General features: G+C 71.6%; 33 protein-coding genes and 1 tRNA gene. 29 read left to right on the top strand and 5 right to left on the bottom strand.

Features of this window, described 5'->3' with window-relative positions:
* Positions 1 to 220: 220 nt before the first annotated feature.
* Positions 221 to 808, top strand: a complete 588-nt coding sequence (locus ABZU99_RS20635; RefSeq protein WP_355953608.1) for a choice-of-anchor C family protein — start codon at positions 221 to 223, stop codon at positions 806 to 808.
* Between the two features lie 125 nt (positions 809 to 933).
* Positions 934 to 1173: a hypothetical protein gene (locus ABZU99_RS20630; protein WP_355953528.1), complete on the top strand. Its 240-nt coding sequence runs from the start codon at positions 934 to 936 to the stop codon at positions 1171 to 1173.
* A 37-nt stretch (positions 1174 to 1210) separates the two neighbouring features.
* On the opposite strand, the gene ABZU99_RS20625 is transcribed toward ABZU99_RS20630, so the two are convergent.
* A tRNA-Lys gene (locus ABZU99_RS20625) sits at positions 1211 to 1284 on the bottom strand.
* A gap of 168 nt (positions 1285 to 1452) precedes the next feature.
* On the opposite strand from ABZU99_RS20625, the gene ABZU99_RS20620 reads away from it, so the two are divergent.
* Entirely contained in the window at positions 1453 to 2046 is a 594-nt protein-coding gene (locus tag ABZU99_RS20620) for a lytic polysaccharide monooxygenase (protein ID WP_355953530.1), read from the top strand.
* 74 nt (positions 2047 to 2120) lie between these two features.
* Here ABZU99_RS20620 and ABZU99_RS20615 read toward each other — a convergent pair whose 3' ends face one another.
* The gene (locus ABZU99_RS20615; RefSeq protein ID WP_355953533.1) at positions 2121 to 2339 is read right to left on the bottom strand and encodes a DUF397 domain-containing protein; all 219 of its coding nucleotides are present in this window, start codon (positions 2337 to 2339) and stop codon (positions 2121 to 2123) included.
* 17 nt (positions 2340 to 2356) lie between these two features.
* Positions 2357 to 3241 carry a DUF5753 domain-containing protein gene (locus tag ABZU99_RS20610; RefSeq protein WP_355953535.1) on the bottom strand — a complete coding sequence of 295 codons (885 nt, stop codon included), beginning with the start codon at positions 3239 to 3241 and terminating at the stop codon, positions 2357 to 2359.
* Between the two features lie 153 nt (positions 3242 to 3394).
* Here ABZU99_RS20610 and ABZU99_RS20605 point away from each other — a divergent pair, with 153 nt between their 5' ends.
* From ABZU99_RS20605 to ABZU99_RS20580, 6 genes are all read left to right on the top strand, one after another.
* The gene (locus ABZU99_RS20605; protein WP_355953537.1) at positions 3395 to 3796 is read left to right on the top strand and encodes an ATP-binding protein; all 402 of its coding nucleotides are present in this window, start codon (positions 3395 to 3397) and stop codon (positions 3794 to 3796) included.
* A 52-nt stretch (positions 3797 to 3848) separates the two neighbouring features.
* Entirely contained in the window at positions 3849 to 4244 is a 396-nt protein-coding gene (locus ABZU99_RS20600; RefSeq protein WP_355953540.1) for a hypothetical protein, read from the top strand.
* Between the two features lie 405 nt (positions 4245 to 4649).
* Positions 4650 to 5444, top strand: coding sequence for a hypothetical protein (locus ABZU99_RS20595; protein WP_356048780.1), 795 nt, complete (start codon positions 4650 to 4652; stop codon positions 5442 to 5444).
* Positions 5445 to 5489: 45 nt separating this feature from the next.
* The gene (locus ABZU99_RS20590; protein ID WP_356048782.1) at positions 5490 to 6380 is read left to right on the top strand and encodes a DNA-binding response regulator; all 891 of its coding nucleotides are present in this window, start codon (positions 5490 to 5492) and stop codon (positions 6378 to 6380) included.
* 560 nt (positions 6381 to 6940) lie between these two features.
* Positions 6941 to 7504 carry an ABC transporter permease subunit gene (locus ABZU99_RS20585; RefSeq protein ID WP_355953611.1) on the top strand — a complete coding sequence of 188 codons (564 nt, stop codon included), beginning with the start codon at positions 6941 to 6943 and terminating at the stop codon, positions 7502 to 7504.
* A 99-nt stretch (positions 7505 to 7603) separates the two neighbouring features.
* A complete protein-coding gene (locus tag ABZU99_RS20580) occupies positions 7604 to 8581 on the top strand; it encodes an ABC transporter substrate-binding protein (protein WP_356227928.1) in 978 nt (325 codons plus the stop codon).
* A 148-nt stretch (positions 8582 to 8729) separates the two neighbouring features.
* Here the strand turns inward: ABZU99_RS20580 and ABZU99_RS20575 are convergent, their stop codons facing one another.
* Positions 8730 to 9248, bottom strand: a complete 519-nt coding sequence (locus ABZU99_RS20575) for a zinc-binding dehydrogenase (protein WP_355953552.1) — start codon at positions 9246 to 9248, stop codon at positions 8730 to 8732.
* A gap of 53 nt (positions 9249 to 9301) precedes the next feature.
* Positions 9302 to 10879: an MFS transporter gene (locus ABZU99_RS20570; protein WP_355953555.1), complete on the bottom strand. Its 1578-nt coding sequence runs from the start codon at positions 10877 to 10879 to the stop codon at positions 9302 to 9304.
* Positions 10880 to 11219: 340 nt separating this feature from the next.
* On the opposite strand from ABZU99_RS20570, the gene ABZU99_RS20565 reads away from it, so the two are divergent.
* The 20 genes from ABZU99_RS20565 to ABZU99_RS20470 all read left to right on the top strand — a co-directional run.
* Positions 11220 to 11969 carry a LuxR C-terminal-related transcriptional regulator gene (locus ABZU99_RS20565; RefSeq protein ID WP_355953557.1) on the top strand — a complete coding sequence of 250 codons (750 nt, stop codon included), beginning with the start codon at positions 11220 to 11222 and terminating at the stop codon, positions 11967 to 11969.
* A 273-nt stretch (positions 11970 to 12242) separates the two neighbouring features.
* Complete coding sequence (locus tag ABZU99_RS20560) at positions 12243 to 12494, top strand: acyl carrier protein (protein WP_355953560.1); 252 nt, start codon at positions 12243 to 12245, stop codon at positions 12492 to 12494.
* A gap of 70 nt (positions 12495 to 12564) precedes the next feature.
* Positions 12565 to 13800 carry a beta-ketoacyl-[acyl-carrier-protein] synthase family protein gene (locus ABZU99_RS20555; RefSeq protein WP_355953563.1) on the top strand — a complete coding sequence of 412 codons (1236 nt, stop codon included), beginning with the start codon at positions 12565 to 12567 and terminating at the stop codon, positions 13798 to 13800.
* Positions 13797 to 14939: a beta-ketoacyl synthase N-terminal-like domain-containing protein gene (locus ABZU99_RS20550; RefSeq protein ID WP_356050438.1), complete on the top strand. Its 1143-nt coding sequence runs from the start codon at positions 13797 to 13799 to the stop codon at positions 14937 to 14939. The genes ABZU99_RS20555 and ABZU99_RS20550 overlap by 4 nt, the downstream gene beginning before the upstream one ends.
* Entirely contained in the window at positions 14936 to 15985 is a 1050-nt protein-coding gene (locus ABZU99_RS20545) for a beta-ketoacyl synthase N-terminal-like domain-containing protein (RefSeq protein WP_356050437.1), read from the top strand. The genes ABZU99_RS20550 and ABZU99_RS20545 overlap by 4 nt, the downstream gene beginning before the upstream one ends.
* On the top strand, positions 15982 to 16953 hold the full coding sequence (locus tag ABZU99_RS20540; protein WP_356050436.1) for a hypothetical protein: 972 nt from the start codon (positions 15982 to 15984) through the stop codon (positions 16951 to 16953). The genes ABZU99_RS20545 and ABZU99_RS20540 overlap by 4 nt, the downstream gene beginning before the upstream one ends.
* On the top strand, positions 16953 to 18158 hold the full coding sequence (locus ABZU99_RS20535) for a beta-ketoacyl-[acyl-carrier-protein] synthase family protein (RefSeq protein ID WP_356050435.1): 1206 nt from the start codon (positions 16953 to 16955) through the stop codon (positions 18156 to 18158). Before ABZU99_RS20540 ends, ABZU99_RS20535 begins: the two co-directional genes overlap by 1 nt.
* Entirely contained in the window at positions 18158 to 19141 is a 984-nt protein-coding gene (locus tag ABZU99_RS20530) for a beta-ketoacyl synthase N-terminal-like domain-containing protein (RefSeq protein ID WP_356050434.1), read from the top strand. The genes ABZU99_RS20535 and ABZU99_RS20530 overlap by 1 nt, the downstream gene beginning before the upstream one ends.
* Positions 19142 to 19166: 25 nt before the next feature.
* Positions 19167 to 19958 (top strand): SDR family oxidoreductase, encoded by a 792-nt coding sequence (locus tag ABZU99_RS20525; RefSeq protein ID WP_356050433.1) that lies wholly within the window; start codon positions 19167 to 19169, stop codon positions 19956 to 19958.
* A gap of 15 nt (positions 19959 to 19973) precedes the next feature.
* The gene (locus ABZU99_RS20520) at positions 19974 to 20300 is read left to right on the top strand and encodes a hypothetical protein (protein ID WP_355953582.1); all 327 of its coding nucleotides are present in this window, start codon (positions 19974 to 19976) and stop codon (positions 20298 to 20300) included.
* Positions 20300 to 20707 (top strand): hypothetical protein, encoded by a 408-nt coding sequence (locus tag ABZU99_RS20515; RefSeq protein ID WP_355953613.1) that lies wholly within the window; start codon positions 20300 to 20302, stop codon positions 20705 to 20707. Before ABZU99_RS20520 ends, ABZU99_RS20515 begins: the two co-directional genes overlap by 1 nt.
* A gap of 3 nt (positions 20708 to 20710) precedes the next feature.
* Positions 20711 to 21106, top strand: coding sequence for a hypothetical protein (locus ABZU99_RS20510; protein WP_355953584.1), 396 nt, complete (start codon positions 20711 to 20713; stop codon positions 21104 to 21106).
* A 62-nt stretch (positions 21107 to 21168) separates the two neighbouring features.
* Entirely contained in the window at positions 21169 to 22311 is a 1143-nt protein-coding gene (locus ABZU99_RS20505; RefSeq protein WP_356050432.1) for a beta-ketoacyl synthase N-terminal-like domain-containing protein, read from the top strand.
* Between the two features lie 122 nt (positions 22312 to 22433).
* Entirely contained in the window at positions 22434 to 22688 is a 255-nt protein-coding gene (locus ABZU99_RS20500) for an acyl carrier protein (protein WP_355953590.1), read from the top strand.
* A gap of 1 nt (position 22689) precedes the next feature.
* A complete protein-coding gene (locus ABZU99_RS20495) occupies positions 22690 to 23091 on the top strand; it encodes a 3-hydroxyacyl-ACP dehydratase (protein ID WP_355953593.1) in 402 nt (133 codons plus the stop codon).
* Complete coding sequence (locus ABZU99_RS20490; protein ID WP_355953595.1) at positions 23088 to 23561, top strand: beta-hydroxyacyl-ACP dehydratase; 474 nt, start codon at positions 23088 to 23090, stop codon at positions 23559 to 23561. The genes ABZU99_RS20495 and ABZU99_RS20490 overlap by 4 nt, the downstream gene beginning before the upstream one ends.
* Positions 23562 to 23587: 26 nt before the next feature.
* A complete protein-coding gene (gene fabG, locus ABZU99_RS20485) occupies positions 23588 to 24361 on the top strand; it encodes a 3-oxoacyl-ACP reductase FabG (protein ID WP_355953616.1) in 774 nt (257 codons plus the stop codon).
* A gap of 31 nt (positions 24362 to 24392) precedes the next feature.
* Positions 24393 to 25157 (top strand): DsbA family protein, encoded by a 765-nt coding sequence (locus ABZU99_RS20480; RefSeq protein ID WP_355953598.1) that lies wholly within the window; start codon positions 24393 to 24395, stop codon positions 25155 to 25157.
* Positions 25158 to 25271: 114 nt separating this feature from the next.
* Positions 25272 to 26201 carry an alpha/beta fold hydrolase gene (locus ABZU99_RS20475; RefSeq protein WP_355953600.1) on the top strand — a complete coding sequence of 310 codons (930 nt, stop codon included), beginning with the start codon at positions 25272 to 25274 and terminating at the stop codon, positions 26199 to 26201.
* A gap of 64 nt (positions 26202 to 26265) precedes the next feature.
* Positions 26266 to 26366 (top strand): biotin carboxylase N-terminal domain-containing protein (locus ABZU99_RS20470; RefSeq protein WP_344316556.1); only part of this gene is annotated, 101 nt, incomplete at its 3' end.

Here is a 26366-nt window from a genome sequence, read left to right as displayed (position 1 = left end):
GCGCCGTGCCCGTGGACGGGCAAAGGCCGCCCCGTGTGCTTGAGCCCTGGTCGAAGGCGGAGGGGCGGTTGGATCAGCGGTCCGGCGCGCCGAGAGCGTCTGGCCCGGCCCGCACCCCGGTGCGCCGGGGGTCCGGCCTTGGCGGCCCACCTGGGGGTGCGGGAGATTCAGCTGCGCGGCCCAATTCGGACCAAGCACAGCTTTCGCCCAGGAGGGAACCATCTTGCGTATTCGCACCTTTGTCGCATCAGTCATTGCGGCCGGCGTCCTTGCCGGTACCAGCACAGCGGCCGCGATGGCAGCCGCCGTCAGCCGCTTCGACGACGGCAGCTTCGAGACGCCCCGGGTGGCGGCCAACTCGTTCCAGACAGTGGGGACGGGGGGTTCCGTCGGTCCGTGGGATGTCACGGCCGGGAATGTCGATCTGATCGGGGCCGGATACTGGCAGGCGGCCGAGGGTGATCAGTCCGTCGACCTCAATGGCAATGGCCCGGGAACGGTGTCCCAGACCTTCACGACGGTCCCGGGGAAGAAGTACACGGTGACGTACTCCCTCGCCGGTAACCCCCAGGGCGGTCCGGCCGTGAAGACCGGGAAGGTGCTGGTCAATGGGCAGAACTTCCAGGACTTCAGCTTCGATACCACGGGCAGGACGAACGCGAACATGGGCTATGTGACCCGGGAGGTGACCTTCGTGGCAACCGGCACCTCCACGACGCTGGCGTTCGCCAGCACCACCACCAGCGCCGGGGGCCCGGTCATCGACGACGTCCTGGTGCGCGACTGCACCCCGTGTCCGTCCTGCTGACCACAGGACCGGAGCGGAAAGCGAGCCCCGGCGCGACTCGACCGCGCCGGGGCTCGCCCGCGTCGTACACCCTGTTCGCGTGCGTCGATCTCTGCGAGAGGCAGTCTCCTTGCAGGGCGGCGTTCATGAACGGCTTCGGGCGAGGGGGCATGATGCTGGAGGAAATGATGCTGGCCGGGGGAATCACGGTGGTCGGGGCGATGGCCACCGATTCCTGGGCAGCCGCGCGGGGCGGGATCGCGGCCCCCGACGACCCCTCCTCGGGCCGCGTCGGGGCGGTGGTCTTCACCCGGGGCGATCACCTCGCCACCGGCTGGCTCGCCGCGTACAACGCCGCCGAAAACACCACCGGGGTTTCTCGGTGAACCGAGAAACCCCAGGTCAGTGGCTGAGAAGCCACGGTGCGCCGCCAGGGACTCGAACCCCGGACCCGCTGATTAAGAGTCAGCTGCTCTAACCAACTGAGCTAGCGGCGCCTGCTGACGGATGAATGTTACCGGACCCCGCTGGGTGCTGGTGACCAGCGACCCAACCCCCGGTGTCATTGGTATGGACATGACCATTGCGCGCTGGCTACTCTCGACTTGGTCTAGACCGCCGTGCACGGCTCGTCGAAGCACTCCCCACGTCTTCAGGAGCGAAGCATGCGCAAGAAGATCAGCGCTGCTGTCATCGGCATCGGTCTCGCGGCGGTCTCCGTCCTCGCGACCGGCGGCAGCGCCTCCAGCCACGGCTACACCGACTCGCCCATCAGCCGCCAGAAGCTGTGCGCCAACGGCACCATGACCGGCTGCGGCGAAATCCAGTACGAACCGCAGAGCGTCGAGGGCCCCAAGGGGTTCCCGTCGGGCGGGCCCGCGGACGGGTCGATCTGTGCGGGCGGGAACAGCCGGTTCGCCCAGCTCGACGATCCCAGGGGCGGGCAGTGGCCCGCGACCAAGGTGACCGGCGGCCAGGGCTACACCTTCAACTGGCGCTTCACCGCCTCGCACGCGACCACGGACTTCAAGTACTACATCACCAGAAACGGCTGGAACCCGAGCCAGAAGCTGACCCGTGCGAGCCTGGAGTCCCAGCCCTTCCTGACCGTCCCCTACAACGGTCAGCGTCCGCCGTCCACGCTCTCCCACACGGGCACCATCCCGAGCGGGAAGAGCGGCAGGCATCTGATCCTCGCCGTATGGACCATCGCGGACACCCCGAATGCCTTCTACGCCTGCTCGGACGTCCAGTTCTAGCTGACGTCGAGTTCTGACGGCGCTGGGTGCGGTGCCGTCCCGGGACGGCACCGCACCGACGTACGTACGTCACATCACGCGTCGAACGCGCCCGCCTTCACGCCACGGAGGAAGGCGGCCAGGACCGCCGGCTCGGTGGTGAGGACGACCCCGGGGTCGTCGCCCTCGCGCAGGCGGACGATGCCCGCCGAGGCGGCGACCTCCACGCACTGACCCTCGCCCGCGGAGTACGAGGACTTGCGCCAGTGCGGCCGTCGGTGGGGATGGTTCTCGGTGGTGTCAGAGGTGTTCATATGTGGGGCCCTCTTTCTCATACGAGACCAGCTATGAGGGCCTTCGTCGCATCCGCGGACAGCGAGCTGTCCGCGATGTGGCCGAAGGCGTCGGCGAAGACGTTCACGTCATCGACTCCTTCGACGTATATGGGGCCGCGCAGGTTCTCCTGGGTGACCACATCCGGCATCGGACCCGGGAAGCCCACGAGTGTGAACGCGCCGGCGTCCCCGGGGTTGGGCGCCGCATCGATCGGCATCACCTGGAGCGTCACCGTCGGCCACTCCGCGACGTCCAGCAGCCGCCGCAGCTGCGCGGTCATGATGGACGGGCGGTCGGCGAACCGGCGGCGCAGTGCCGCCTCGTGGATCACGGCCCACAGCTTCAGCGGGGCGGCCGGGCGGGTGAGGACGGCCTGGCGGGCGAGGCGCACCTCGGCGAGGGCGTCGACCTCCGCGGCGCTGCGTGCCATGGCGTTCGCGGCGATCGTCTCGCGTGCGTAGTCGGGTGTCTGCAGCAGTCCGGGGATGACGAGTGGGGCGTAGTCGCGGACGGTGTCGGCGTCGGACTCCAGCGAGATGTAGTCGGCGTAGGCGGGGGCGACGACGCCGCGGTAGGTCTGCCACCAGCCCCGCTTGCCCGCGTCCTTGGCCAGGCCCTCCAGGACGGCACGGATGTCGCCGTCGGTGATCCGGTAGGCCCGCAGCAGGGTGGCGACCTCGGTGGTGCGGATCGTCGCGTTGGCGTTCTCGATCCGGGAGAGCTTCGGCGCGGTCCAGCGGCGGGCGTCCGCGGCTCCGTTTCCCGCAGCGTTCAGGGCTTCGGCCGCCGCGTCCAGCGTCATCCCCGCTTCGGTGCGCAGCCTGCGCAGCGTGGACCCCAGGCGCCTGCGCCGAACGGTGGGCACTGGCTGGTAGGACATGTCGCCAGTCTGTCGTATCGCCAACTACGCCTGCCAGGCGGCATATGCCAGTCTTGCCTGACTGGGTCGAAACATTGCGAGTGCGACGCGCATGAGCCAGGATCGCTCAGGAGACACGGCAGTGCGCCGTGCTTTGGAGGGGCCCGGAACCACATGGCTGAGAACATCCCGCAGCGATATGAACTGCGCCTCCGCGTCCATCCGCAGACCCTCGCCGACGTACGGCGCGCCGTCGGCGCGCGGTTACGGCTGTGGGGGCGCGAAGAGTTGATCACCGCTGCCGGGATGTGCGTCACCGAGCTGCTGTCCAACGTCCACAAGCACGCCGCCTCCCCCGAGTGCGCCCTGACCCTGCACAACCTGCGCCACGGGATATACGCGGCGGTCAGCGACACCGAGTCCGCGCTGCCCGTGGTCAAGGAGCCAGACTTCCTCTCCGAGAGCGGACGCGGGATGTTCCTGCTCAGCAAGACGGCGCACGAGTGGGGCACGGATCGCACCCCGACCGGCAAGACGGTCTGGTTCACCCTCCATGCCGAAGCGGTGGAACCGTGACCCGGGCCGCCGGTAGCGTGGGGCGGTCGGCCGACGGACGGAAGGGCGAGGCATGGATCCGGTGACAGCGGGGGCGCTGATCGCGACGGTCAACGCGGCGGTCTCGGGCGCCGGGGGAGAGGCCGGCCGGCGGGCGGTGGAGTCGCTCGGCGCGCTGGCCCGCAGAGTGCTGCGGCGCGGCGACGGCGACCCGGGCGGTGGGCCCGAGCCGGTCACCGTTCCGTACGACGACCCCCAGCGGCTGCGCCAACTGGCCGAGGTGCTGGCCGAACGTGCCCGGCAGGACCCGGAGTTCGGCCGCGATCTCGCCGCGTGGATGCGTGAGCACGGCGGCGCGGAACCGGAGCCGGGCGCCGTGTACAACTCCGTCTCCGGCGACGCCCGGATTACCGGACCGGTCATCCAGGGCCGGGACTTCCAGGGACCGATCAGCTTCGGTCCGCAATGACCGCGCGAGTGACCGCGCGCCGCTGACACCAAATCCCGGTCAGGGGGAGCTCGGCGCTTGGCAGCTACCGGACACCCTCGTGCACGGGCTGTCGTCGAGTGATGCGGATCCCTTGCGCTCCGTGTCCGCGCGGGGCTCGACGGGGCGAGCACCCGCAACTTGCTGACATATGCGCCCGGCGCGCCGGCGCCACGGCGACGCGTCCCGCCCCCGCACCCGGGGTTTGGCCAACTCTTTACCTCACGCGCCGCGTTGACGTCGTCGCTCTGCGCGAATTACTGTCGTCGAGGTTTCGCACCATGCTGCCCGTGCGTATGGGAGGCAGTGACATCACGAACCAGGCCGGTATTCGAAAAACTAGGTCACTGTCGCCCTGCGGGGGAAGTCATGGTTGGTCTTGTCAGGATGTCCGAGCCTTCTCCTGAGTGCGCGGCCGCTCCCTCGACGGCGGCCGGCGACTATGTCGAGCAGGCGCTTCTGGCGGCACATGACCTGATCGAGTCGACGGTCATCAGACACCGGCGGGAGCTGGCCCAGGACTCCTGGGCGGGGGCGGCTCTGGGCAAGGTGCCGCTCGCGGAGGTCGTCGACACTCTGATCGCCGGCGCGGAACGGACCGTGAGCGTGATCCTCTCGGGCGGCGAGGAGCAGACGCACGCCGTGTGCGCGGCGCTGGCCCGACCGGTGACGGGCCACCGCCGGGGCGTCGCCGTCCGGCTGCTGTGCGGGGAGCGGGCGGCCGCCGCGAGCGGGATACGGGCGCTCGCGCGCACCGATCCACGCTGCCAGGCCCGGGTCTGCGACGGCGGGTTATCCGAGGCGCTGCTGGTCGACGGACAGATCGTCTACGTCACGAACGGACAGCCGGACCCGGTGCGGGGCGGCCGGCAGGCGTCGCTGGTCGAGGACCCCGCCACGGTGCAGGCCCTGGAGCTGATGTTCGCCGGGACCTGGGGGAACGCCGTGGCGCTCGCCGACCACCCGCGGCTGGGCGGACGGCTGTGCCCGGAGTCGGCGCGGCGGATTCTGGAATGTCTGCGCACCGGCCACACCGATGAGGTCGCGGCGCGCGATATGCAGGTCTCCCTGCGCACCTATCGCCGGTATGTCGCGGAGATCATGCGGGAGCTGGGGGCCACTTCCCGGTTCCAGGCGGGGGTACGGGCGGTGGAAATGGGGCTGTTACCCAGCCGTCCCTGACGGCGCTCGGGATTTCCGACCACGTCACGGGGCAGGAATGGGGACATGGACGACCGCGGACGCGATCCGGGGCCGGAGCCAGCGAGCCCGGTGGACGCGCTGGAGCACACCCTGCGGGAGGTGCGCGGCCTCATCGAGTCCACCGTGGTCCAGCACCGCGCCCGCCGCTCGCGGAGCGAGCAGTTCGCCGAGGTGGGGCGGGAGGACGCCGCGTTCCTGGCCGCCGCCGAGCAGGTGATCGGCCAGGCGGGGCGCAGCCTGGACGCCGTGTTCCCGGAGCCCTCGGCCCGGATGGCGGCGGGGCACGCGGCGCTGACCGCGCTGCTGGAGGATCGGGACGCCGGTGTGCGGGTGCGAGTGCTGCGGGGCAGACCCGGCCCCGGTCCCGCCGCGGTGCCGCCGCCGGGGCCCGCGCCCGTCCCCATCCCGGGGCCCGCGCCTGTCCCCATCCCGGGGCCCGCGCCCGTCCCCATCCCGGGGCCGGCGGCCGACCTCGAGGCGCGGGTCCCAGCCCCGCCCGCTGCCCCGGGCCTTCCCCAGGTGCGGATCGCGGCCGTGCCGCTGCCCACGGCGGTCATCGCCGACGGCCGGACGGCGCTGGTGTGCACGGAAACGGCGCAGGGACGGCAGACCTCGGTCGTCCTGGACCCGGTGGTGGTCGCCACGATGCACGGCATGTTCGGCTCGATCTGGGGCGGCGCGGTGCCCGCCGCCCGCCCGCTCGACTTCGGCAACCGCGCCCGCACCGAGATGGTGCGCCGGGTGCTCGCCCGGCTGCGGGACGGGGTCACCGACGAGGCGGCGGCCCGCGACCTGGCGATCTCGGTGCGCACGTACCGCCGCTATGTGACCGGAATCCTGGAGCTGCTGGCGGCGAACTCCCGCTTCCAGGCGGGCGTACGCGCCACCGAGCTCGGCATCCTCGGCGACCGCTGACCGCCGTGGGACGGCCTCCCCGTACCTCCGCTCCCGCCTGCGCTTTAACGTGGAAATATCTCGAGGTGATAATTTCGTTTTCCCGATCGACATTGTGATCCGGAGCGTGCTGGCGATAGGTTGCAGGCGGGCGTGCCGTGACCTGGCAACAGCCGGTAATGCAAGGGGATTTGGGGATGACCGTAGGGCACGGAAGGGGCGCGACCGCCACGGCGGGCGCGGGCGGCGGGCCGGACACGGCGCCGTCGCATTCACCCCGCCCGGGACAGGCGCGAAAGACCGGCGATACCCGCGAGAACGGCAAAAAGCCGAGGTATGGCGCGACCGGGCGGGAAAACCCCGGAGGCCATGGCCGCCGGTCTCCCGACGCCCGGCGGAGAACGCTGCCGCGCGCCGTCCTTCCGCCGCTCGCATTCGGGTTGCTGGTACTTGCCGTCTGGGACACCGTCACCCGGACCGGCGCCGTCGCGGAGTTCTATCTGCCGGGCCCGGCCGACTTGGCGCGGCATTTCACCGACGAGTTGCTCCACGGTGACCTCGTGGAGTACACGAAGCAGACGGTGTGGGAAGCCATGGCGGGCGGTGGCATGGGGATCGGGGTGGCGCTGCCCCTCGGATATCTGATCGCCCGCAGCGACCTGGCGGCCGCGGCGCTCCAGCCGTATGTGGCCGCCTCTCAGGCCGTGCCCGCGGTGGCGCTGGCCCCGCTCCTGGCCCTGTGGCTCGGCTACGGGCTGCTGCCCATCGCGGTGCTGTGCGCACTGCTGGTCTTCTTCCCCATCCTCGTCAACACCGTCCTGGGCCTGCGCTCACTGGACCCGGACGTGATGGGGGCCGCGCGGGTGGACGGCGTGGGGTGGTGGGGGATGCTCTGGTACATCGAGCTTCCGCTCGCCCTGCCCAGCGTCCTCGCGGGGGTGCGCAACGGCCTCACGCTCTCCATCACCGGCGCGGTCGTCGGCGAGTTCGTGATGGGCGGCGAGGGGCTGGGGCAGCTGCTGTCGGTGCAGCGCCAGGAGGCCGACACCATCGGGCTGTTCTCCACGATCGTCATGCTCGCCCTTCTCGCCGCCGGCCTCTACGGAGTGGTCCGCCTGGTAGAGCGGCTCGTTCAGCGCGACTGACATCTTTCATTCGAGGAGGAGAAGTACGTGCGTTTCGTGCAGACGCCCATGGGGCGTGCTCGCAGACAGCGGGTCGTGGGGGCGGCTCTCGCGTCCGTGGTGGCACTGGCCACCCTGACCTCATGCGCCGAGGAGCCGAAGGACGGGGAGGGCAAAGGCGGCAAAGGCATCACAGTGGGGCTGACGTACACGCCCAACATCCAGTTCTCGCCGTTCTACGCCGCGGCCGAAAAGGGCTACTACAAGGACGCCGGACTCAAGGTGACTCTGCGTCACCATGGCGCCGCCGAAGACCTTTTCGGCGCCCTGTCGTCGGACAAGGAGGATGTGGTCTACGCGGGCGGCGATGAGATGCTGCAGGCCCGCGCCAAGAATGTGCCGGTCGTGGACATCGCCACCTTTTACCAGAAATACCCGGTGGGCCTGATCGTGCCCAAGGATTCCGACATCCGGAAACCGGCCGACCTCAAGGGCCGAAAGATTGGCACACCCGGTCCCTTTGGTGAGACTTATTTCGGTTTGCTGGCGCTCCTGAAGGAGGGCGGACTTTCCGCCAAGGACGCCCAGGTGCAGAACATCGGCTTCACCCAGCAGGCGGCCCTGACCGGAAAAAGGGTCGAGGGCGTGATGGGCTATCTGAATAACGACGCCATCTCCTTCAAGGAAGCCGGCAAGGAGGTCCGGTCGATCGTTCTCGACTCCGGTGACGCCGGAGATCCGCTGGTGGGCGTGGGCCTGGGCGCCAAGGAGAAGACGCTCGACAAGCGCGGCGAAGACATCAGGAAGTTCGTGGACGCCTCGCTGCGCGGGCTGCGCTATGTGATGGACCACCCGGACGACGCCATCAAGCTCAGCGAGAAGTATGTGCCGGGGCTGCGCGGCGACAAGCAGCGTAAGAACGCACGGGCGGTGCTCAAGGCCACGGTGCCGCTGCTCAAGACCGATCAGGGCGAGGTGGGCGTGAACGACCCGCAGACCTGGTCCCGGATGGCCGATTTCATGTACAACCAGGGGCTGCTGGAGAAGATGGTCGCCCCCGAGGACGCCTACGACAACGGCTACCTGCCCAAGTCGTGACGCCGCCGTGGCGGCGGGTGCTCAGCCGCCCGCCGCCGCCCGGTGCTCAGCCGCCCGCCGCCGCCCGGCGCCGCCGATCAGCAGCGGAAGCGGTCCGGCGGGCCGACGGAGGAGCGGGGTCCGGGGCGGAGCCCCTGGAAAGATCGCTTCACGGGGTGACGACCACGCGGTACACCGGGGTCTCCGCGGCCTGCTGGAGCGCCTTCTCGACTTCGTCCAGCGCGTACCGCGCCGTGATCAGTGTCGCCAGCGGCCCCGTCAGCTCCCCGCCGCGCAGCGGCTCGGTGGCGGCGCGCCAGTCGTCGGGCTCATGGCTGAAGGGGCCGGTGACGGTCAGCTGACGGCGGTGCACCTCATAGCCGGGCACCTCGGCGGGCGGGCCGGCGGCTCCGGCGGCCCCGGCGGCCCCGGGCGGGCCGCCGGGGCCGCCGCCGAAGAGGACGATGGTGGCGCCGTCGGCGACCGCCGCGAGTACGGAGGCGATGGCCTCCTTGGGCGCGATGGTTACGAAGACGACGTCCGCGGTGGGGAGATCGGCGATGTTCTCTGGGGTGACGGCCGCGTCGGCGCCGGCCGCGGCGCTGGCGGCCAGCCGCTGCTCGTCCCGTTCCGGGAACCGCCTTCCGCGTGGGGGGAGTTGTATCCGGAGGCTGTGCCCGGCGCCCACGGAGACAAGGAAACGAACAGAGGCTGGACCGTGGATCAGAGGCTGGACCTGGATCAGAGGCCGGAGCCGGGCTCGGGGGACGTGGTGCGGGACGACCGGCGGAACGTCCACCAGATGATCACGGCTCCCGCCACGGCGGCGATCGCGCCGACGACGGAGGCGACATGCATGGCCTGGACGAACCCCTGGTCGGCGGCGTCGGAGAGCCGCGGCAGCCGCAGCCTGGCGCCCAGCAGCCGGGTGGCCTCGGGCGACTCCGCGGCCGCGTCGGCCGAGCGCGGGGGCAGCCCGCCGAGCTTGGGCGTGATCCGGTCGCGGTAGACGCTGACCAGGACGGAGCCGAGGACCGCCACCCCCAGGACGCCGCCGATCTGCCGCATCGCGTTGTTGACGGCGGAGCCGGCGCCGGTCCGCTCGGCGGGCAGAACGGCCATGATGGCCTCGGTGGTGGGGGCGACGGCGGCGCCCATGCCGAGCCCCTGGAGGACGAGGAAGACCCAGAACAGCGGAAGTCCGCTGTGCTCGTCGAGGAAGACGTAGCAGAAGAAGCCCACCGTGGCGATGAGCATGGCGGCTCCGACGACGCGGCGCACCCCGTGGGCCCGGACCAGCTTGGCCGAGAGCGGCGCGCCCACCAGGACGCCGAGGGCGACGGGGGCGATGGACAGCCCGCACTCCAGCGGCGTCTGGCCGTGGACGCCCTGGAGGTAGAAGCTGGTGTAGTACATCGAGCCGTTGAGTCCGAAAAAGGTCAGCATGACGGCGACGCTGGCGCCGGTGAAGCGGATGTCGCGGAACAGCCGGACGTCGAAGCTGGGGTTGGCGACGCGCAGCTCGACGAGGACGAAGACCACGACGAGGGCCGCGCCGCCGGCGAGCGCGCCGAGAATGGCCGGATCCGTCCAGTCGTTGCGATGGCCGCCCTCGATGACGCCCCAGACGATCGCGAAGAGACCGGCGGTGGAGAGCACCACGCCCAGCGGGTCGAATTTCTGCCGCACCCGGGTGACGACACCGGGCAGAAAGGCGAACGAACCGGCCACGCACAGCGCCACGATCGGAACGTTCACCAGGAAGACCGATCCCCACCAGAAGTGGTCGAGCAGCGCTCCGCTGAGCATCGGTCCGGTCGCGATGGCGATACCACTGGAACCCGACCAGATGGCGATGGCGGTCGCGCGGTGCCGCTCGTCGAACACCTGGGCGATCAGCGCGAGGGTCGCCGGCATGATCAGGGCACTGCCGATGCCCATCACCCCGCGGGCGACGATGAGTTCGGTGGCCGAGCCCGCGTATCCGGCCCAGGCGGAGGCGGCGCCGAAGACGAGCATGCCGGTCAGCAACAGCCGGCGGTGGCCATAACGGTCGGCCAGCACCCCGCCGGTGAACAGCAGAACGGCGAAGACCAGCGTGTAGGAGCTGATGGACCACTGGAGCTGATTGGGGGTCGCGCCCAGCCCCTCGTCGGGGTCGGACAGCGTTTTGAGCGCCACGTTCAGGACGGTGTTGTCCAGCCACACCGCCAGTTGGGAGAGGACCAGTACCGAGAGAGCGAGCCATTGGCGGCCGGTCGGAGACCGCGTGGGATCGGCCGGAGTGGCATCGGTCGTCGCGGCGTTCTGTGCGGCCATGTGGGCGGCGCCTTTCGGGACCACGGGAGTGCGGGGGTCCGCGTCGTACGGCAAGGGACGGCTTGCTGGCTCAAGAGGAAGTTACCAATCGGCCGAGCCGGGGCGCACCCCCTTGGCGTCCGGGGCGGTTCAGCGGCCGGCACACGAGGGTATTACCCGGCGAGAACTGTTCCCTGTCGAACCATCTTCCTTGCCGTCCGGCAGGTGGCTCGTTACTGTTCCGCAAAGGAGCCGGGGGTGCCCTTTGAGCCATTTCGTAATTCAACCAAATGACCGTGCGCCTATTGACGGTTTTGACGGGGAGGCGGGCGCGAGGGGAGCGGTTCACAGGGAGCCGGACGTGAGGTCGGACAATCTGGAAGAGGCTTTGGGGCAGGCGTTACGCCTCCTGGAGTCCGCGGTGCACCATCACCGGCGCTCCACGCTCGCCTGCGCCACCGCCGAACTGCCGGTGTCCGGCGAGCCGGTGGCCGGATGGGTGGCGCGGCTGGTGCTGCGCGCCGAGCGGGATGTGATCTGGAGCCTGCCCGAGGTGACCTGCGAGGAGCATGCCCGGCTGATCGGGCAGACGCTCGCCCAGCTCGCGGGCAAGGGGGTGCGCACCCGGATGCTCTGCCCGCCGCGGGTGATCCGCGGGGCCGCGTGGCAGCGCTCGGTGGGGGCGGTGGCGGGGCTGGAATTGCGCGTTTTCGAGGGCGTGGGGCAGGAGCTGGTGGTCGTGGACGGCGCGGCGGTCATCGCGCCCGACGCCTCGCCGGGCGAGCCCGGCGGCTCCCGGGCCTCGATGATCCAGAACTCGACCGTGTCCGACATGCTCCACCGACTGCTGTGCGGTATGTGGGACACGGCACAGCGCCCGATGCGGCCGCTGTCCTTCGAGGGCGGGGCGCGCGGTCGGGTGCTGCGTGAGGTGCTGACGCTGATGGCGGAGGGCTACAAGGACGACGCGGCGGCCCGGAAGCTGGGCCTTTCGGTGCGTACCTACCGTCGCTATGTCGCCGACATCATGCGGGATCTGAACGTCGAATCCCGGTTCCAGGCCGGAGTGCGCGCCGTGCGCGCGGGGCTCATGGAGGCCGATCCCGAGTAGTCGCCGCAGGGCTGGGCAGTCGCTTTCCGGAGTGATTCGGCGTGGGCTGCTTGCCGTTTGCTGTCTTCGTGACATCTTCCTGCAGATTCCATGCACTGCCCCCTCGGTACCGGCTGTCCATTGCAGCTTTATGACAGCCGTGGTTCTTGATCGGTGGTGTCGGCGGGGTGTGTGACAGGTAGTGGACTCTGGGGTTGTCGGCTCCGGAAGCGGCCCATAGCGTCAACGGCAGCTTCGCCGCTTTGCCCATGCCAAAAATGGAGGTGCGCGGTAATGTCCGCCATCGTCGAAGAGCGTCGGGAAACCATCAAGGAAATCGTGACGGATATCCTTGAGATAGAGCCCGACGAGGTCACCGAGACCAGTCTCTTCAAGGAAGAGCACGACGCGGATTCACTGCGGGCCATTGAAATCCTGGCGGCCTTGGAGAAAACCTTCAATGTCGTCATCGACCAGTCCGAGCTGAGCCGGATGGTGAACCTGCGAGGCGTCTACGAGGTGGTTTCGGACGCGGCGGGCTGGTGACGGGCAGCTCTCGGCGTACGCCCCGTAGTCCTCGTACCCCCTCGCAGTACTCCTCGGAAGGCAGGGCGATATGCGTGGTGAGCCGGGTCGCAGGGTCGTCGTCACGGGCCTCGGGGCGGTGTCCGGCATAGGTGTCGGCGCGGCGGAATTCCTCGCCGGGCTGCGCGCGGGGAAGAGCGCGGCGGGGCCGATCACCGTCTTCGACACCGAGGGCTTCGACCATGCGACGGGGTGCGAGGTCAAGGATTTCGACCCGGCGCGGTGGATTCGGAATCTTGACGTGGGGGGCCTGGGCCGGGCGAGCCAGTTCTCGGTGGCGGCGGCGCGGATGGCGGTGGCCGACGCCGGCCTTGCGGAGAGCGCGCTGCGCGACGCCCCCTGTCTGGTCTCCGTCGGCACGACCGACGGGGAGTCGGGAGACCTGGACCATCTGGTCGAGGTGGAGGTGGATATGGGGCCCGAGCGGATGGAGCCCGCCGTCGCCCGCCGGGTGTCCGCGGGAAGGCTGTCGGCCGCGATCGCACGGGAGTTCGGGCTGACCCGGGTCGAGGCGGTCACCCTCCCCACCGCCTGTGCGGCCGGGAACTACGCGGTCGGCTACGGCTTCGACGCCATCCGCGCCGGGGACGTGGACATGGCGCTGTGCGGTGGCGCCGACGCCCTGTGCCGTAAGACCTTCACCGGCTTCTACCGCCTCGGCACCATAGCCCCCGAGCGCTGCCGACCCTTCGACAAGGACCGCAAGGGCATCCTCACCGGCGAGGGCGCGGGCATTCTGGTGCTGGAGAGCCTGGAGTCGGCGCTGGCCCGGGGCGCCCGGATCTACGCCGAGGTCCTCGGCTACGGCCTCAACTGCGACGCGGACCACCCCGTCGCCCCCAACCAGGACAGCGTGGCCCGCTGTATGCGGCTCGCGCTCGACAACGCCCGGGTCAAGCCGGAGGAGGTCGACCTCATCTCCGCGCACGGCACCGGCACCCGGGCCAACGACATCACCGAGGCCCGCGCCATCCGCCAGGTCTTCGGGGACGCGGCCCCACCACGCACGGTCTCCATCAAATCGATGATCGGTCACTCCATGGGCGCTGCCGGGGCGCTGGCCTCCATCGCCTGCGCCCTCGCGCTCACCGAGGGCTTCATCCCGCCCACCATCAACCATGTCGAGACCGACCCCGAGTGCGGGCTCGACTGCGTACCCAATCAGGCCGTGGACGCCGATCTGCGGATCGTCCAGAACAACGGCCTCGCCTTCGGCGGCAACAACGCCGTCGTCATCTTCGGCAAGCGCGGCGCGGACTGGTCATGAGTCAGCTGGTGACCGGCGCGGGCGCCGTGGCGAGCGTGGGCGAGGGCGTCGACGAGGTCTTCGGGGCCCTGTGCGCCGGCACCAGCGGACGGGGCGCCCTGCGCGGCTTCGACCCGGAGCGCTACCGGGCCCGCCACGCCTACGAGATCGACGACCGCCCCGCCCCGGGCCATGACATCCCCGGCCGGGCCACCGGCTGGCTGCTGCGCGCGGTCGGGGAGGCCGCCGCCCAGGCCGGGCTCGGCGAGGACCTCAGCGAGGTGCCGGTGCTGGTGGGCACCGGGCTGCGCGAGCTGCGCTCGGCGGAACTCGCCTGGCGCGACGGCGTCCCCTTCGACGCCGGCCGGCTGCACTTCGGCACCGCGCTGCGGACACGTTTCGGCGCGGTCCGCACCCACACCTTCGCCGGGGCCTGCTCGGCCTCGCTCTACGCGCTGGCGCTCGGCAGCGACCTGCTGGCGAGCGGTGCCGAGGACACCGTCGTCGTGGCCGGTGTCGACACCCTCACCGAGTCCATGCACGGGCTGCTGGACCGGGTGAACGCCGAACCGCCCGATCGTGTCCGGCCGTTCGACCGCTCGCGCCGCGGGGTGCTGATGGGTGACGGCGCGGCGGCCGTCGTCCTGCGCCGGGAGGGCGGTGCTCACCCCGGCGTGCTCGGCAGGCTGCGCGCCGTCAGCATGAACTGCGACGCGCGTCATGTCACCGCGCCCGACCCCCAGGGCATCGCCCGGGCGGTGCACGAGGCGCAGTGGCGGGCGGGCGTCAAACCCCGCGACATCGATCTCGTGCTGCTGCACGGAACCGGCACCCAGCTCAACGACTCGGCCGAGGCGACCGCCATCGCCGAGGTCTTCGGCCCCGAGGTCCGCAGGCCGCTGATGACCGCCATCAAGTCCATGACCGGCCACACCGCCGGCGGCTCCGGTCTGCTCAGCCTGATCGTCGCGCTCAAGTCCCTGGCGTCCGGCCGGGTGCCGCCGACCCTGGGCCTGACCGACCCGCTGCCGGAGGCCGCCGGGTTCCGCTTCGTCCGCGAACGAAGCGACGATCAGCCCGACCTGCGGGTCGCCCAGATCGACGCGTTCGGCTTCGGCGGCGTCAACGCGGTCGCCATCGTGGAGAGGGCCGGCCGATGACCCAAGGCCCCGGCGGAGTCGTCGTATCCGGCGTCGGGCTGGCCCTGCCCGGTGCGAGCACGCCCGGCGCGCTGTTGCGCGGCGTCTGCGGCCCCGCCGCCGAGCCGTTCGACACGGGCGCCCGGATCGGCCGCCGCGGCCACCGCTACAAGGACCGGGCGACCCGGCTCGCGCTGTGCGCCGCGCTCGACGCGCTGCGGGACGCCGCCCTGCTCCCGGACGACGGCGAGGAGCTGACGGTGCCCGGCGAGACCGTCGGCGTGGTGGCCAGCTCCAACCTCGGCAATCTGGACACGGCGTGTCTGACCACCGCCGCCATCGCGCGGGAGTCGGTCATGGGGCTGAGCCCCATGAGCCTGCCCAACGCCTCCAGCAATGTGATCGCCTCCTGGGTGGCGATCCGCCATGGTCTGCGCGGCCCCAACCTGATGCTGTGCAACGGGGCCACGTCCGGGCTGGACGCCGTCCACTGGGGCGCGACGCTGGTGGCCGCCGGCCGCGTCCGCCGCGCCCTGGTGATCGGCGTCGAGACGCACAACACCGTCGTGGCGGACCTGCTGGGCCGGCCGGCCGGTGAACTGCTCGACGGCGCGGCCGCCCTCGTCGTCGAGGGCGCCCGGTGGGCGGAGGACCGCGGGGCGCGGGTCGCCGCCGTGCTGGGCCCGTACGAACGGCGGGCGGGGCTCGCCCGGTGCGTCGAGGCCCTGTATCACGGCGGCGCCGCCGCCCCGGGCGTCTGGTTCACGCCCGAGCGCCACGAGAGCGGCGGCGGCCCCGAACCGGTGCCGGACGCCGTGCCCCGGTATGACGTCACCACCACGGTCGGCCGGGCCTCCGGCGCGCTCGGCGTCCTGCAGTGCGCGGCGGCGGTCGGCTGGCTGGCCGAGGCCGGGCGTGGGCCTGGGGAGGCGCTGCTCACCAGCGGCGACGACACCACGGACGCCGTGGCCGGACTGCTGCTGCGCCGCCCGGCCGACCGGCGGCACCGCGACTCCCACCCGCCCAGCCCTGGCAACCCCCTTTCCGCGATGGAGTGTTCCCGATGACCGCCGCCGCCCCGCCGATATCGACGAAGGCCCTGTTGGCCGATACCACCACCGTGCGGCTGCGCCCGCGCTACGAGGGCTCCAACATCTGCACCTGGATCGGGTTCAAGCACGTCAACTACCTGGTTGAGGAGGCGGTCCTGGACCACTTCTGCCAGTCCGGCCTCCCGGCGCGCGCCTTGTACGAGGAATACGGCCTGGGCCTGGACATCGTCTCCCTCGACACTCGTATTCTGCACGCGTTCCACATGGACGACCTGGCCGAGGCCGAGGTCGTGCCGTTCACCAAGGACGGCGACGCCACCCTGGGCTTCAAGGTCACCATCCGTATCGAGCGGGGCGGCCAGACCCTGAAGGCCGTCACGTCCACGGTCCGGGCGTCGCTGCGCATCGACACCTACCTGGAGGCCGCCGGGGCGGTGCCCGCCGACGTCGCCCCGTACGCCGTGGAGCGGCTGGGCGCCTACCTGGCGGCCGAGGCTCCGCCGGCCATCGAGGGCGAGGACATCCTCGCGCGGCTGACGGCCGGGGAGAACGCGTACGGATGGAAGTGGACCATCCCCTACCCCTACTGCCACTTCACCGAGCGGCTCCAGATGAGCGGCTATCTGCGGCTGATGGAGGAGGCCAAGGACCGCTTCGTCGCGGACCGTGGCATCTCCATCAAGACACTGCTGGACGACCGCAAGTGGATCCCCGTGGTGCCGCGCTCGGACCTCCGCATCCTCGACGAGGCGCTGATGGAGGAGGACCTGTACCTGGTCTACACGGTCGAGGAGGTCTTCAAGGAGTTCACCTACACCTCCCGCCTGGACGCCTATGTCCCGCGGGACGGGAAGCTGGTCAAGACCGCCACCGGCCGGATCGTGCACGGCTACGCGGTGATAGAGAACCGCCGGGACTGGCGGCTGGTCCCCTTCGACCGCCGGGTGCTGGACGCGCTCGCCGGAAAGCCGAGCGGCACCTGATGGATGACGTACTGGTCACCGGAGTCGGGGCGCTGTCCCCGCTGGGCTCGGGCGCGGACGCCTTCTGGCGCGGCCTGCACACGGCCGGCACCGCCCCGGTCCGGGTCCCCGACCCGCTCGCCCATATGGACCACCCGCGGATGTATCTGGTGCCCGAGGCCGATCTGCCGACCGGGCCCGAGGAGTGGGACGGGCTGCCGCTGGGGCGCGGTTCGCGGTTCGCGCTCGCGGCGGCGCGCGAGGCAACCCTGGACGCGGGGCTCGCCGGGCTCGCGGGACGGACCGACGCGGACCCGCGCCGGGTGGCCGTCGCCCTCAGCAGCGGTATGGGCGACACGGAACTGCATGAGCGCTGGTGGACCGGGCAGGCCCCCGCGGCCGGCCGCTGGGCGCCGGTCTACCCGGTGGCCTCGGTGGTCGGCGGATGGTTCGGCGCGCAGGGGCCCAACACCTGCCTCAGCAACGCCTGTGCGGCGAGCGGCTACGCGCTGTCCGTCGCCGCCGACCTGATCCGCTCGGGCGAGGCGGACGTGGTCATCGCGGGCGGCACCGAGGCGTACTCCCGGACCGCGCTCGCCTGCTTCAACCGGATGGGCGCGATCGACCCCGAGCGGTGCCGTCCGTTCGCCGCCGAGCGCCGCGGCACGGTCTTCGGCGAGGGCGCCGCCGTCCTCGTCCTGGAGTCCGCTGCACACGCCCGCGCGCGGGGCGTGCCGCACGTCTACGGGCGCCTCGCGGGCACCGGCTGGAGCTGCGACGCCCACCACGCGACCGCCCCCGAGCCCGGCGGCGCGCAGATCGAGCGCGCGATGCGCGAGGCGCTGCGGGATGCGGGCGCCGGGGCCGGGCCGGACGGGCTGGGGTTCGTGCTGCCGCACGGCACCGGCACCGGCCTCAACGACGTGGTGGAGAGCCGGATCCTGGCCGCGGTGCTGGGCGCGTCGGCCTGCCGTACGCCCCTCTACAGCCTCAAGGCGCTCATCGGACACACCGGGGGCGCGGCGGGCGCGTTCGCGGCGCTGGCCGCCGTCCTGGTGCTGCACCACAGGACGCTGCCGCCCAATGTGCCCATAGGCGCGCGGGACCCGGACTGCCCGGTGCCGCTGCCGCTCGCGTCCGCCCCCATGACCGCCCCGTACGGGCTGGTCAACGCGTACGCCTTTGGCGGCAACAACATCTCGCTCGTCTTCGGGGAGGCCGCCTGATGAGCGGTGGGGACCTGGTGGTGACGGGCGTCGGGGCGGTAAGCGCGGACGGCTTCGACTTCCGTACGGCGCTCGGCCGGCGCGGCTACAAGTACCTGCCCGCCGCCGCGCAGTACTTCCTGGCCGCGGCCAAGCGGGCGCTGGCCGCGGCGGGCCCGGACGCCCTGGAGGCGGTCGGGCCCGAGCAGCGCGCCGCCGCGGTGGGCACCAACAGCGCGGCCGTCGCCCTGCACCACGCCATGGACCGTACGGTCACCGGGACCGGAGCCGGCGATCTGTCCCCGGTCACCGCGCCCTACTTCTCGATCAATCTCTTCGGCAGCCGGCTGGCCATCGAACACGACCTCAAGGGCTTCAATCTCACCCTCACCAGCCCCCGGATCGCGGGTCTCGAAGCCCTCCGGACCGGGCAGCGCGCCGTCGCCGCCGGGCGGGCCCGCCGGCTGCTGGCCGGCGCCACCGAGGAGGCGCTGCCCGAGGACGAGCCGGGGGCGGAGCGCTCCGAGGCAGGGGCCGTCGCCCTGATGCTGGAGCCCGCGGCGGCCGTGGCGGCCCGGGGCGGCCGGGCGCTCGGCCGCCTCGGCGTCCGCTCGTTCTTCCTGCCGCCCCACCTGGCCGCCCCGGACCAGGGGGCCGAGCGGACCGGGGCGCTGCTCCGGGACGCGCTCGACGCCCTCGGCCACCGGCCCGGCACGCCCCTGACCGTGACCGCCGTGCTCGACGGCTCCCCGGTCGGCGAGGCGGTCGCGGCGGCGCTGGAGGAGAAGACGTTCCGGGGCGCGTTCGGTGACGGGAAGGACGGGAGGACCGAGCGGGTCCCGGCCGGCGCGGGCGCGCTGGAGCCGATCGCGCGGGCCGCCGCCGCCCTGGACGGCCCGCCCGGCCACGCCCACGCCGTGGTCACCGCGGCGGCCGAGGGGAACACCGCCGTCTGCCTGGTCACCCCGGGCGATATCCGCACCGCGGAAGCGAGCAGCCGATGAGCGGAAAACGGAGGGCGAGCGACCGATGATCACCTCACTCGACGGCTCCTGGTGCCTGGTGCTGGGCGCCTCCAGCGGCATGGGCCTGGCCATCGCCCAGGAGCTGGCCCGCACGGGAGTCAGCATCCTGGGCGTCCACTTCGACACCGCGGACGGCCAGGAGAAGGCCGCCGTCGCCCGGGAGGAGATGCGCGGCCAGGGCGTCCAGGCGCACTTCTTCAACGCCAACGCGGCCTCCACCCGGACCCGCGAGGAACTGCTGCCCGAGTTCGAGCGGCTGACCGGCGGAGCGGGCATCCGCATCCTGGTGCACTCCCTCGCCTTCGGCACCCTGCTGCCGTACCTCGGCCCCGACCCCGAGGGGCGGCTGACCCCGCGCCAGATGAACATGACCCTCGACGTCATGGCGCACTCCCTCGTCTACTGGACGCAGGACCTGTTCACCGCGGGACTGCTCCGCCGGGGCGCCAAGGTGTACGCGATGACCAGCGCCGGAGGGACGCGGGTCATGCCGCACTACGGCGCCGTCTCCGCGGCCAAGTCCGCCCTGGAGTCCCATGTGCGCCAACTCGCCCTGGAGCTGGCCCCCTCGTCCATCGCCGTCAACGCCCTGCGCGCCGGGGTGACCCGGACCCCGTCCATGGAGCGCATCCCCGACAGCGACCGGCTCGCCGCGTACGCGGAGGAGCTCAATCCGCACCGGCGGCTGACCCGGCCCGAGGACGTCGCCGAGGCCGTCTCCCTGCTGTCCCGCACCGACTCGTCCTGGATCACCGGCAATGTGATCGGGGTCGACGGCGGCGAGCTGCTGACCTGAGGACGAGGACGGGCCATGACTGACCATCTGCTCATCGAAAGCGGCGGACCGCAGAGCGGACCCGCCTGCGAGCGGTTCGTCGGCGACGCGGTACGGCTGGCCGAGGGGGGCCACCATGTGGTGCTGTTCCTCGTCGAGAACGGGGTGACCGCCGCGCTGCCCGGCGCCTCCCGGGGCGTCAAGACCCTGCTGGCGGGCGGCGGTGAGCTGTGGGTGGACGCCTTCTCGGCCGCCCAGCGCGCCCTGCCCGCGGCCGACCTGCTGCCCGCCGTCCGGCTGGTGGAGATGGACGATGTGGCCGCCAAGCTGCTGGAGCCCCAGGTCAGGGCGGTGTGGCACTGATGCCCCGGCCCGTACCGCGCACCGATGTCCTGCTCAACCTCTTCGGCGCCCCCCACCAGAGCGATCTGGTCACCTCGGCGCTGCGGCTGGCCACCGCGCTGCTCGACCGCGGTGCCCGGGTGCAGATCTGGACCTGCGGCGACGCCACCCGGCTGACCAGCGGGACCCTCGGCGACACCAAACCGCGCGACCTGACCGACCTCGGCCGCACGCACCCCTCCACCGCCCGTCTCGTACGCGGGCTGCTCGCCGACCACCCCGACCGGCTGTACTGGTACGTCTGCCGCTTCTGCGCCGAGGAGCGCGGCGTGGCCGCCCAGATCCCGCAGGTCCGTACCCGCGCCCCGTTCGTCTTCGCCGAGCATGTCGACGCGGCGGACAAGAGCCTGGTCATGGGGGTGTGCTGAGCCATGGCCCCCCAGGCGCGCTGGCTGCTGATCGTGGAGAAGGCCTACCGGGGCTCGGTCGAGACCCAGTTCGCCGACGCGCTGTACTGCGTCCCCGATCTGCACCGGCGGAGCGGCGGCTGCGATCTGGCGCTGCGCGGCCCCGCCGTCGGCTACGCCCTGGACGCCGGCCCCCCACCGTCGCCGCGCATCGGCGCCCGCACCCTCGACACCGTGCCCGATCCGCGCGCCTCGGTGCGGAAGCTGCTCGCCGCCGGGGTCACCGTCCTGGTGGAGGAGGCCGATCTGGCCGCGCTGGGGCCCACCGCCGCCGACCGGCTGCTGCCGGGCGTACGCGTCGTCGAGGGCGGCGGCCTCGCGGCGCGCTGGCCCTCCTACGAACAGGTGTGGTTCCTGTGACCGCGCCCACCGCCCACGGCCTCCGTACTACGGACGCCATCACCGAAGGAGCCCACGGACCCATGGTCAACGCACCCGCCGCGGCCGGCCCGGTCATCTCCGCCTGGACCGCCGTATCGCCCCTGGGACCGCACGGGGCGGACTTCACCGCCGGGCTGAGGCCGGGCCGCACCGCCGGGCAGCCGCTGGATCCCGAGGAGTGGTCCGCGCCGTTCCGCGAGGCGTGCCTGGTGCCCGACTTCCACATCCGGCAGATCCTGGGCCGTAAGGGCACCCGTTCGATGGACCGGGCCACCGGTCTCGCCGTCATCGCTCTCCGCCGCCTGCTCGACGGCGACGACGGGGGCGGCGGGGGCGACCGGGGGGAGGAGCGGGCCGGTGCGCGACTGCCCGGCGTCGGCGAGCACACCGGTCTCGCGCTCGGCACCAGCACCGGATCCGCCCAGAGCATCATGGACTTCACCCGTGACTCCCTGGTCGGCGAGAAGCCCTTCTTCGTGGACCCGGCACGCTTCCCCAATACGGTCATGAACTGCGCGGCCGGGCAGTCCGCCATCTGGCACGGGCTCCGGGGCCCCAACACCACCATCGCCGGTGGCCGCGCCACCGGGCTGCTCACGCTCCAGTACGCGCTGCGGCTGCAGCGCGCCGGGCGGGCGGAGTCGGTGCTGTGCGGGGCGGTCGAGGAGTTCTCCTCCGCCCGCGCCTGGCTGGAGTGGCACGCCCGCGACGACGGCGATCGCGCCGCCGTACTCGGCGAGGGCGCGGCCGTCTGGCTGCTGGAGCCGGACGCTTCCGCGCGCGAGCACGGCCGGGGCGGCCTCGCCGAGGTCGCGGGCCTGGAGTTCGGCTGCGCCCCGGACCCGGCGGCGGCCCGTACGGTGCTGGGCGACGCGATCCACCGGCTGCTGGACCGTACCGGAGTGACCCCCGGCGAGATCCGCGCCGTCGCCGACTCGCGGGCGCCCGGCGCAGAGGGGGAGGCCGAGCGCGCCGCTCTCGCCGACGCCCTCGGCGGCCATCAGCCGCCGACGATCACGGCCGCCGACACGATCGGGGACACCTGCGCCGCCTCGGCGGCCTTCCAGATCGCCGCCGTCCTCGCGCTGGCCGAGCGCGGGGAGATCGCCCCCGGCGGGCACGCCCTGGTCACCACGGCCGACCGGGACGGCGTGGTGGGCGCGGCCCTGCTGCGGATCCGCTGACGGGCCGGTCGGTCCACGAGCACAAGGCAGCACAAGGCAGCACAAGGCAGCACAATGCGCCGGCCGATACGACGGCCGGCTCATCACCCCCAAGACCGCTGACAGCGGAAGGAGACCCCCGCATGGCTGACGCCACCGCCGCTCTGGACAAGGAAGAGCTGCGCACTTTCGTCGCGGATGTGCTCGATGTGGACGAGGAGGACGTCACCGACGACGCCGACTTCATCAAGACGCTCGGAGTGGACTCGCTCATGGCCCTGGAGGTCATGGTCGTCCTGGAGAAGAAGTACTCCGTCAAGCTGGAGGAGCAGGAGATGAAGGAGGTCACCTGTCTGCGGAAGGTCTACGACCTGCTCGCCTCGAAGCTGGAGAAGTGAGATGACGGCGGCCGCGTGCGGACCGGTCGACGGCGCCGTGGCGGTCCTCGACCCGGGCATTCCGGGCGAGCGTCCCGCCCGCTGCGAGGTCCTGGTCGGCAAGGAGGAGAAGGTCTTCGCGGGCCACTTCCCGGGGTTCCCCATCTTCCCCGGGGTGTGTGTCGTCGAGTACGTCCAGCGCGGTGCCCTCGCCACCCTGCCCGCACCGGGCGGGCGGTGGGCCCTGGCGGCCGTCGAGTCCGCCCGCTTTCTCAGCCCAGTCTTCCCCGGATCCACGCTGAGCTGCGAGTTCGTCTGGTCCCGGACGGAAGGGGCCTGGCGCTGCCGGGCGTCGGCCGGGACCGGAAGCGGCCCGGTCGCGCAGATACGGCTGCGCTTCGAGCGCCGGGAGGCCGTCGCGTGATCACCGTGGGCGAGATCAAGCGGATACTGCCGCACCGCTACCCCATGCTGCTGGTCGACCGGGTCACCGAGCTGGTGCCGGGCGAGCGGGCCCGCGGGCTGAAGGCGGTCACCTGCAATGAGCCCTGGTACGAGAGCGTGCCGGACAGCGCGCCCGAGGATGCCTACCACTACCCGTGGACGGTGCTCCTGGAGTCCTGGTGCCATGTGGCCGGGGTGCTGGTGGCCCGGGACCGCCCCAACCCGGACGTGCGTACCGGCAAGGCGATGCTGCTCGGCGGCATCACGGACGCCGGGTTCCACCGGCCGGTGATCCCCGGCGATGTGGTGGAGCACCAGGTCCGGCTGGCCCGCCAGGTCGGCGACACCTACGTCTTCGAGGGCGAGAGCCTGGTCGGGGACGAGACCGTCCTCACCGTCGGACGGCTGACGATGACGATGCGTCCGGCAGCCGAGCTGACCGGCGCCTGAGGGAGGAGATCTCGCTGATGTTGGACATGTCCGACCGAATACCCGGCCCCGGGCCGGGCCCAGACAGCGAGCGGCGGGTCGCGCTGGTCTCCGGCGGCTCGCGCGGCATCGGCCGCGCCACCGTACTGCGGCTGGCGCGGGACGGTTTCGATGTGGCGTTCTGCCATCGCTCGAACTCCGGCGCCGCCCGCGCGCTGGAGGAGGAGGCGGCGCGGCTCGGCGGCGGGCGGGTGATCGGCCGGCAGACGGACGTCGGCGACGCGGAGGCGGTGCGCGAGCTGATCGCCTCGACCGAGGAGGCGCTCGGCCCCGTCGAGGTCGCCGTCACCTCCGCGGGCATCACCCGCGACAATCCGCTGCTGCTGATGAAGGACGAGGAGTGGCGGGACGTCATGGCCGTCAATCTCGACGGCACTTACCACCTCTGCCGTTCCGTTGTGTTCGGAATGATGAAACGCAAGTCCGGATGCCTCATCAACATCTCCTCGGTCGCCGGTGTGCACGGCAATGCCACCCAGACCAATTACGCCGCCTCCAAAGCCGGGATCATCGGCTTCACCAAGTCGCTCGCCAAGGAGGTCGGACGGTACGGCATCCGGGCCAATGTGATCGCGCCGGGCTTTGTCGAAACCGATATGACGGCCGAGCTGTCCGACAGTGTGCGGAAGGAGGTGCGGGAGCGCATCCCGCTGCGCCGCTTCGGCCGCCCCGAGGAGGTCGCCGACATGGTCGCGTACCTGGTCGGGGCGGAGTACGTGACCGGCGCGGTGTTCCAGGTGGACGGCGGCATCGTCCTCTGACGCACCAGACGGATGAGGGAGGGGGACGGACGTGACAGCCAAGCGCAGCAAAGCGCCGCGCTTCTATTTCAATTTCCGCAGTCCTTACAGCTGGATCGCCTACCGTGACCTGATGGACCGCTATCCGGATCTCGCACAGGTGGTGGAATGGCACCCGTGGTGGGAACCGGACGCGGACGGTGAGCGCCGGATGGCCCAACACCGGCGACGCTTTCCGTACACGGCGATGTCACGGGACAAGCATCTCTATATCCTCCAGGATGTGCGCCGACTGACGGCCGACCGCGGGCTCGCGGTCACCTGGCCGGTGGATCTGGATCCGGTCTGGGAGGTGCCGCATCTGCCGTACTTCCGCGCGCTGGACGCGGGCCGCGGCCCCGCGTACATCGAGCGGGTCTACCGGGCGCGCTGGCTGGAGGGGCGCGACGTCTGCGACCGCGCGACGATCGCCGCCATCGCCACGGAGCTCGGCCTTCCGGCCGACCCCATGGCGGGCGCGGCCGACGACGACGGGCTGCGCGGCGGGCGGGGGCTCCAGGCCCTGCTCGCGCTCAGCGACGACGGGGCGTTCGGCGTTCCGTTCTTCACCCATGGCTATGAGAAGTTCTGGGGGGTGGACCGGCTGTCCGTGTTCGCCGAGGTGGTTCGCTCGCGTTCCGCTTCCGGGTCCGGGCCGGAGCCCCGTTCCGGTTCCGGCACCCGCTCCCGCGATACGCCGCCCCCCGAGCCACCGGCCGGTACGGACTTCGCCGTCACCCGATCGGGTGATCAGGGCCATGCCGGGGGGTGTGGCTGACTCTTCGGCCGTCCGCTCGTTCACACAGTGCCCCCCTGACCGCCCGCCCGTCCCGACCGAGACGAGATCGCCCTGACCGCCGACGGACACTCCTTCCCCTCCTGGAGGACGCAGATGCCCGAGCCACACCAGAAGTCGGTGCGGCGCACCCCGCTGGGGGCCCTCGCCCTCTCGCTCGCGGCGCTGCCCCTGGCCCCGCTGTACGGGGCCTCGCTGGCGTATCTGGCCTTCCATCCGCGGAGCCGGGCACAGCAGGACCATCCGCGGGACCACGGGCTGCCCTGCACGGAGCTGAAGGTCCCCTTCGCGGCCCGCAAGTACGTCCACGTCTGGCTGTGCCCGGGGGCCACGGACAAGGTGGTGGTGCTCGGGCACAGCATGGGGACGGGCAAGGACCACAGCCTGGGCCATGCGAAGTTCCTGCACGACGCCGGGTACACCGTCTGTCTGTTCGACCATCGCAACCACGGGGCCAGCAGCGACGACCGGGCGCTGCTCGGCCTCGGCGACCGGTTCGCCAGCGATGTCACCGCGGTGGTGTCACACCTTCGTGAACGCCAGGGTTACGGCTCGGCGCGCATAGCCGTCTACGGCTTCTCCTTCTCGTGCTTCTCCTCCATGTGGGCGCTGACGCACGACGGGTTCGAGATCGACGCACTGGTGTGCGACAGCGGGCCGGGGCACGACGTCCCGCCGCTGCTGCGCAAGTTCCTGGAGGCGGAGGCGCTGCCGATGCCCGCCCTGCTCAGCGGTGAGCCGTCCCGGTCGGTGGTGACCCGGACCCTGTGCGCGGTGGGTCCGGCCATGCTCCGGGCCCAGTGGCCCCCGCCCGCGACGGGCAAGTTCGCCAAGATCCCGCTGCTGTTCATGTCGGGCGAGCACGATGCCATCGTGCCGCCTTCCTCGGTGGACGCGCTGGCCGAGCGCTATGCCCAGGCCGAGACGCACGTCCTGCCGGGGGCCGGGCATCTGCTCGGGCTGCGGACCGACCCCGAGGCATACGCGACCGTGGTACTGAACTTCCTCAAGCGGGCCCTGGGGTAGCAACCTGACCGTCCTCGACCGTCCTCGACCGGGACGGATACTTCTGGAAGAGGGAAGAGAGAGCATGCAAAAGGTGCTCATCGCCAACCGTGGCGAGATCGCTGTCCGTGTTGCCCGTGCCTGCCGGGATGCCGGGATCGCGAGCGTTGCCGTATACGCCGATCC

This window comes from Streptomyces sp. NPDC005266 (assembly GCF_040607655.1).
Lineage (GTDB): Bacteria > Actinomycetota > Actinomycetes > Streptomycetales > Streptomycetaceae > Streptomyces.
Note: the sequence above shows the minus strand (reverse complement) of the source record. Positions and strands in the feature narration are given on the sequence as shown.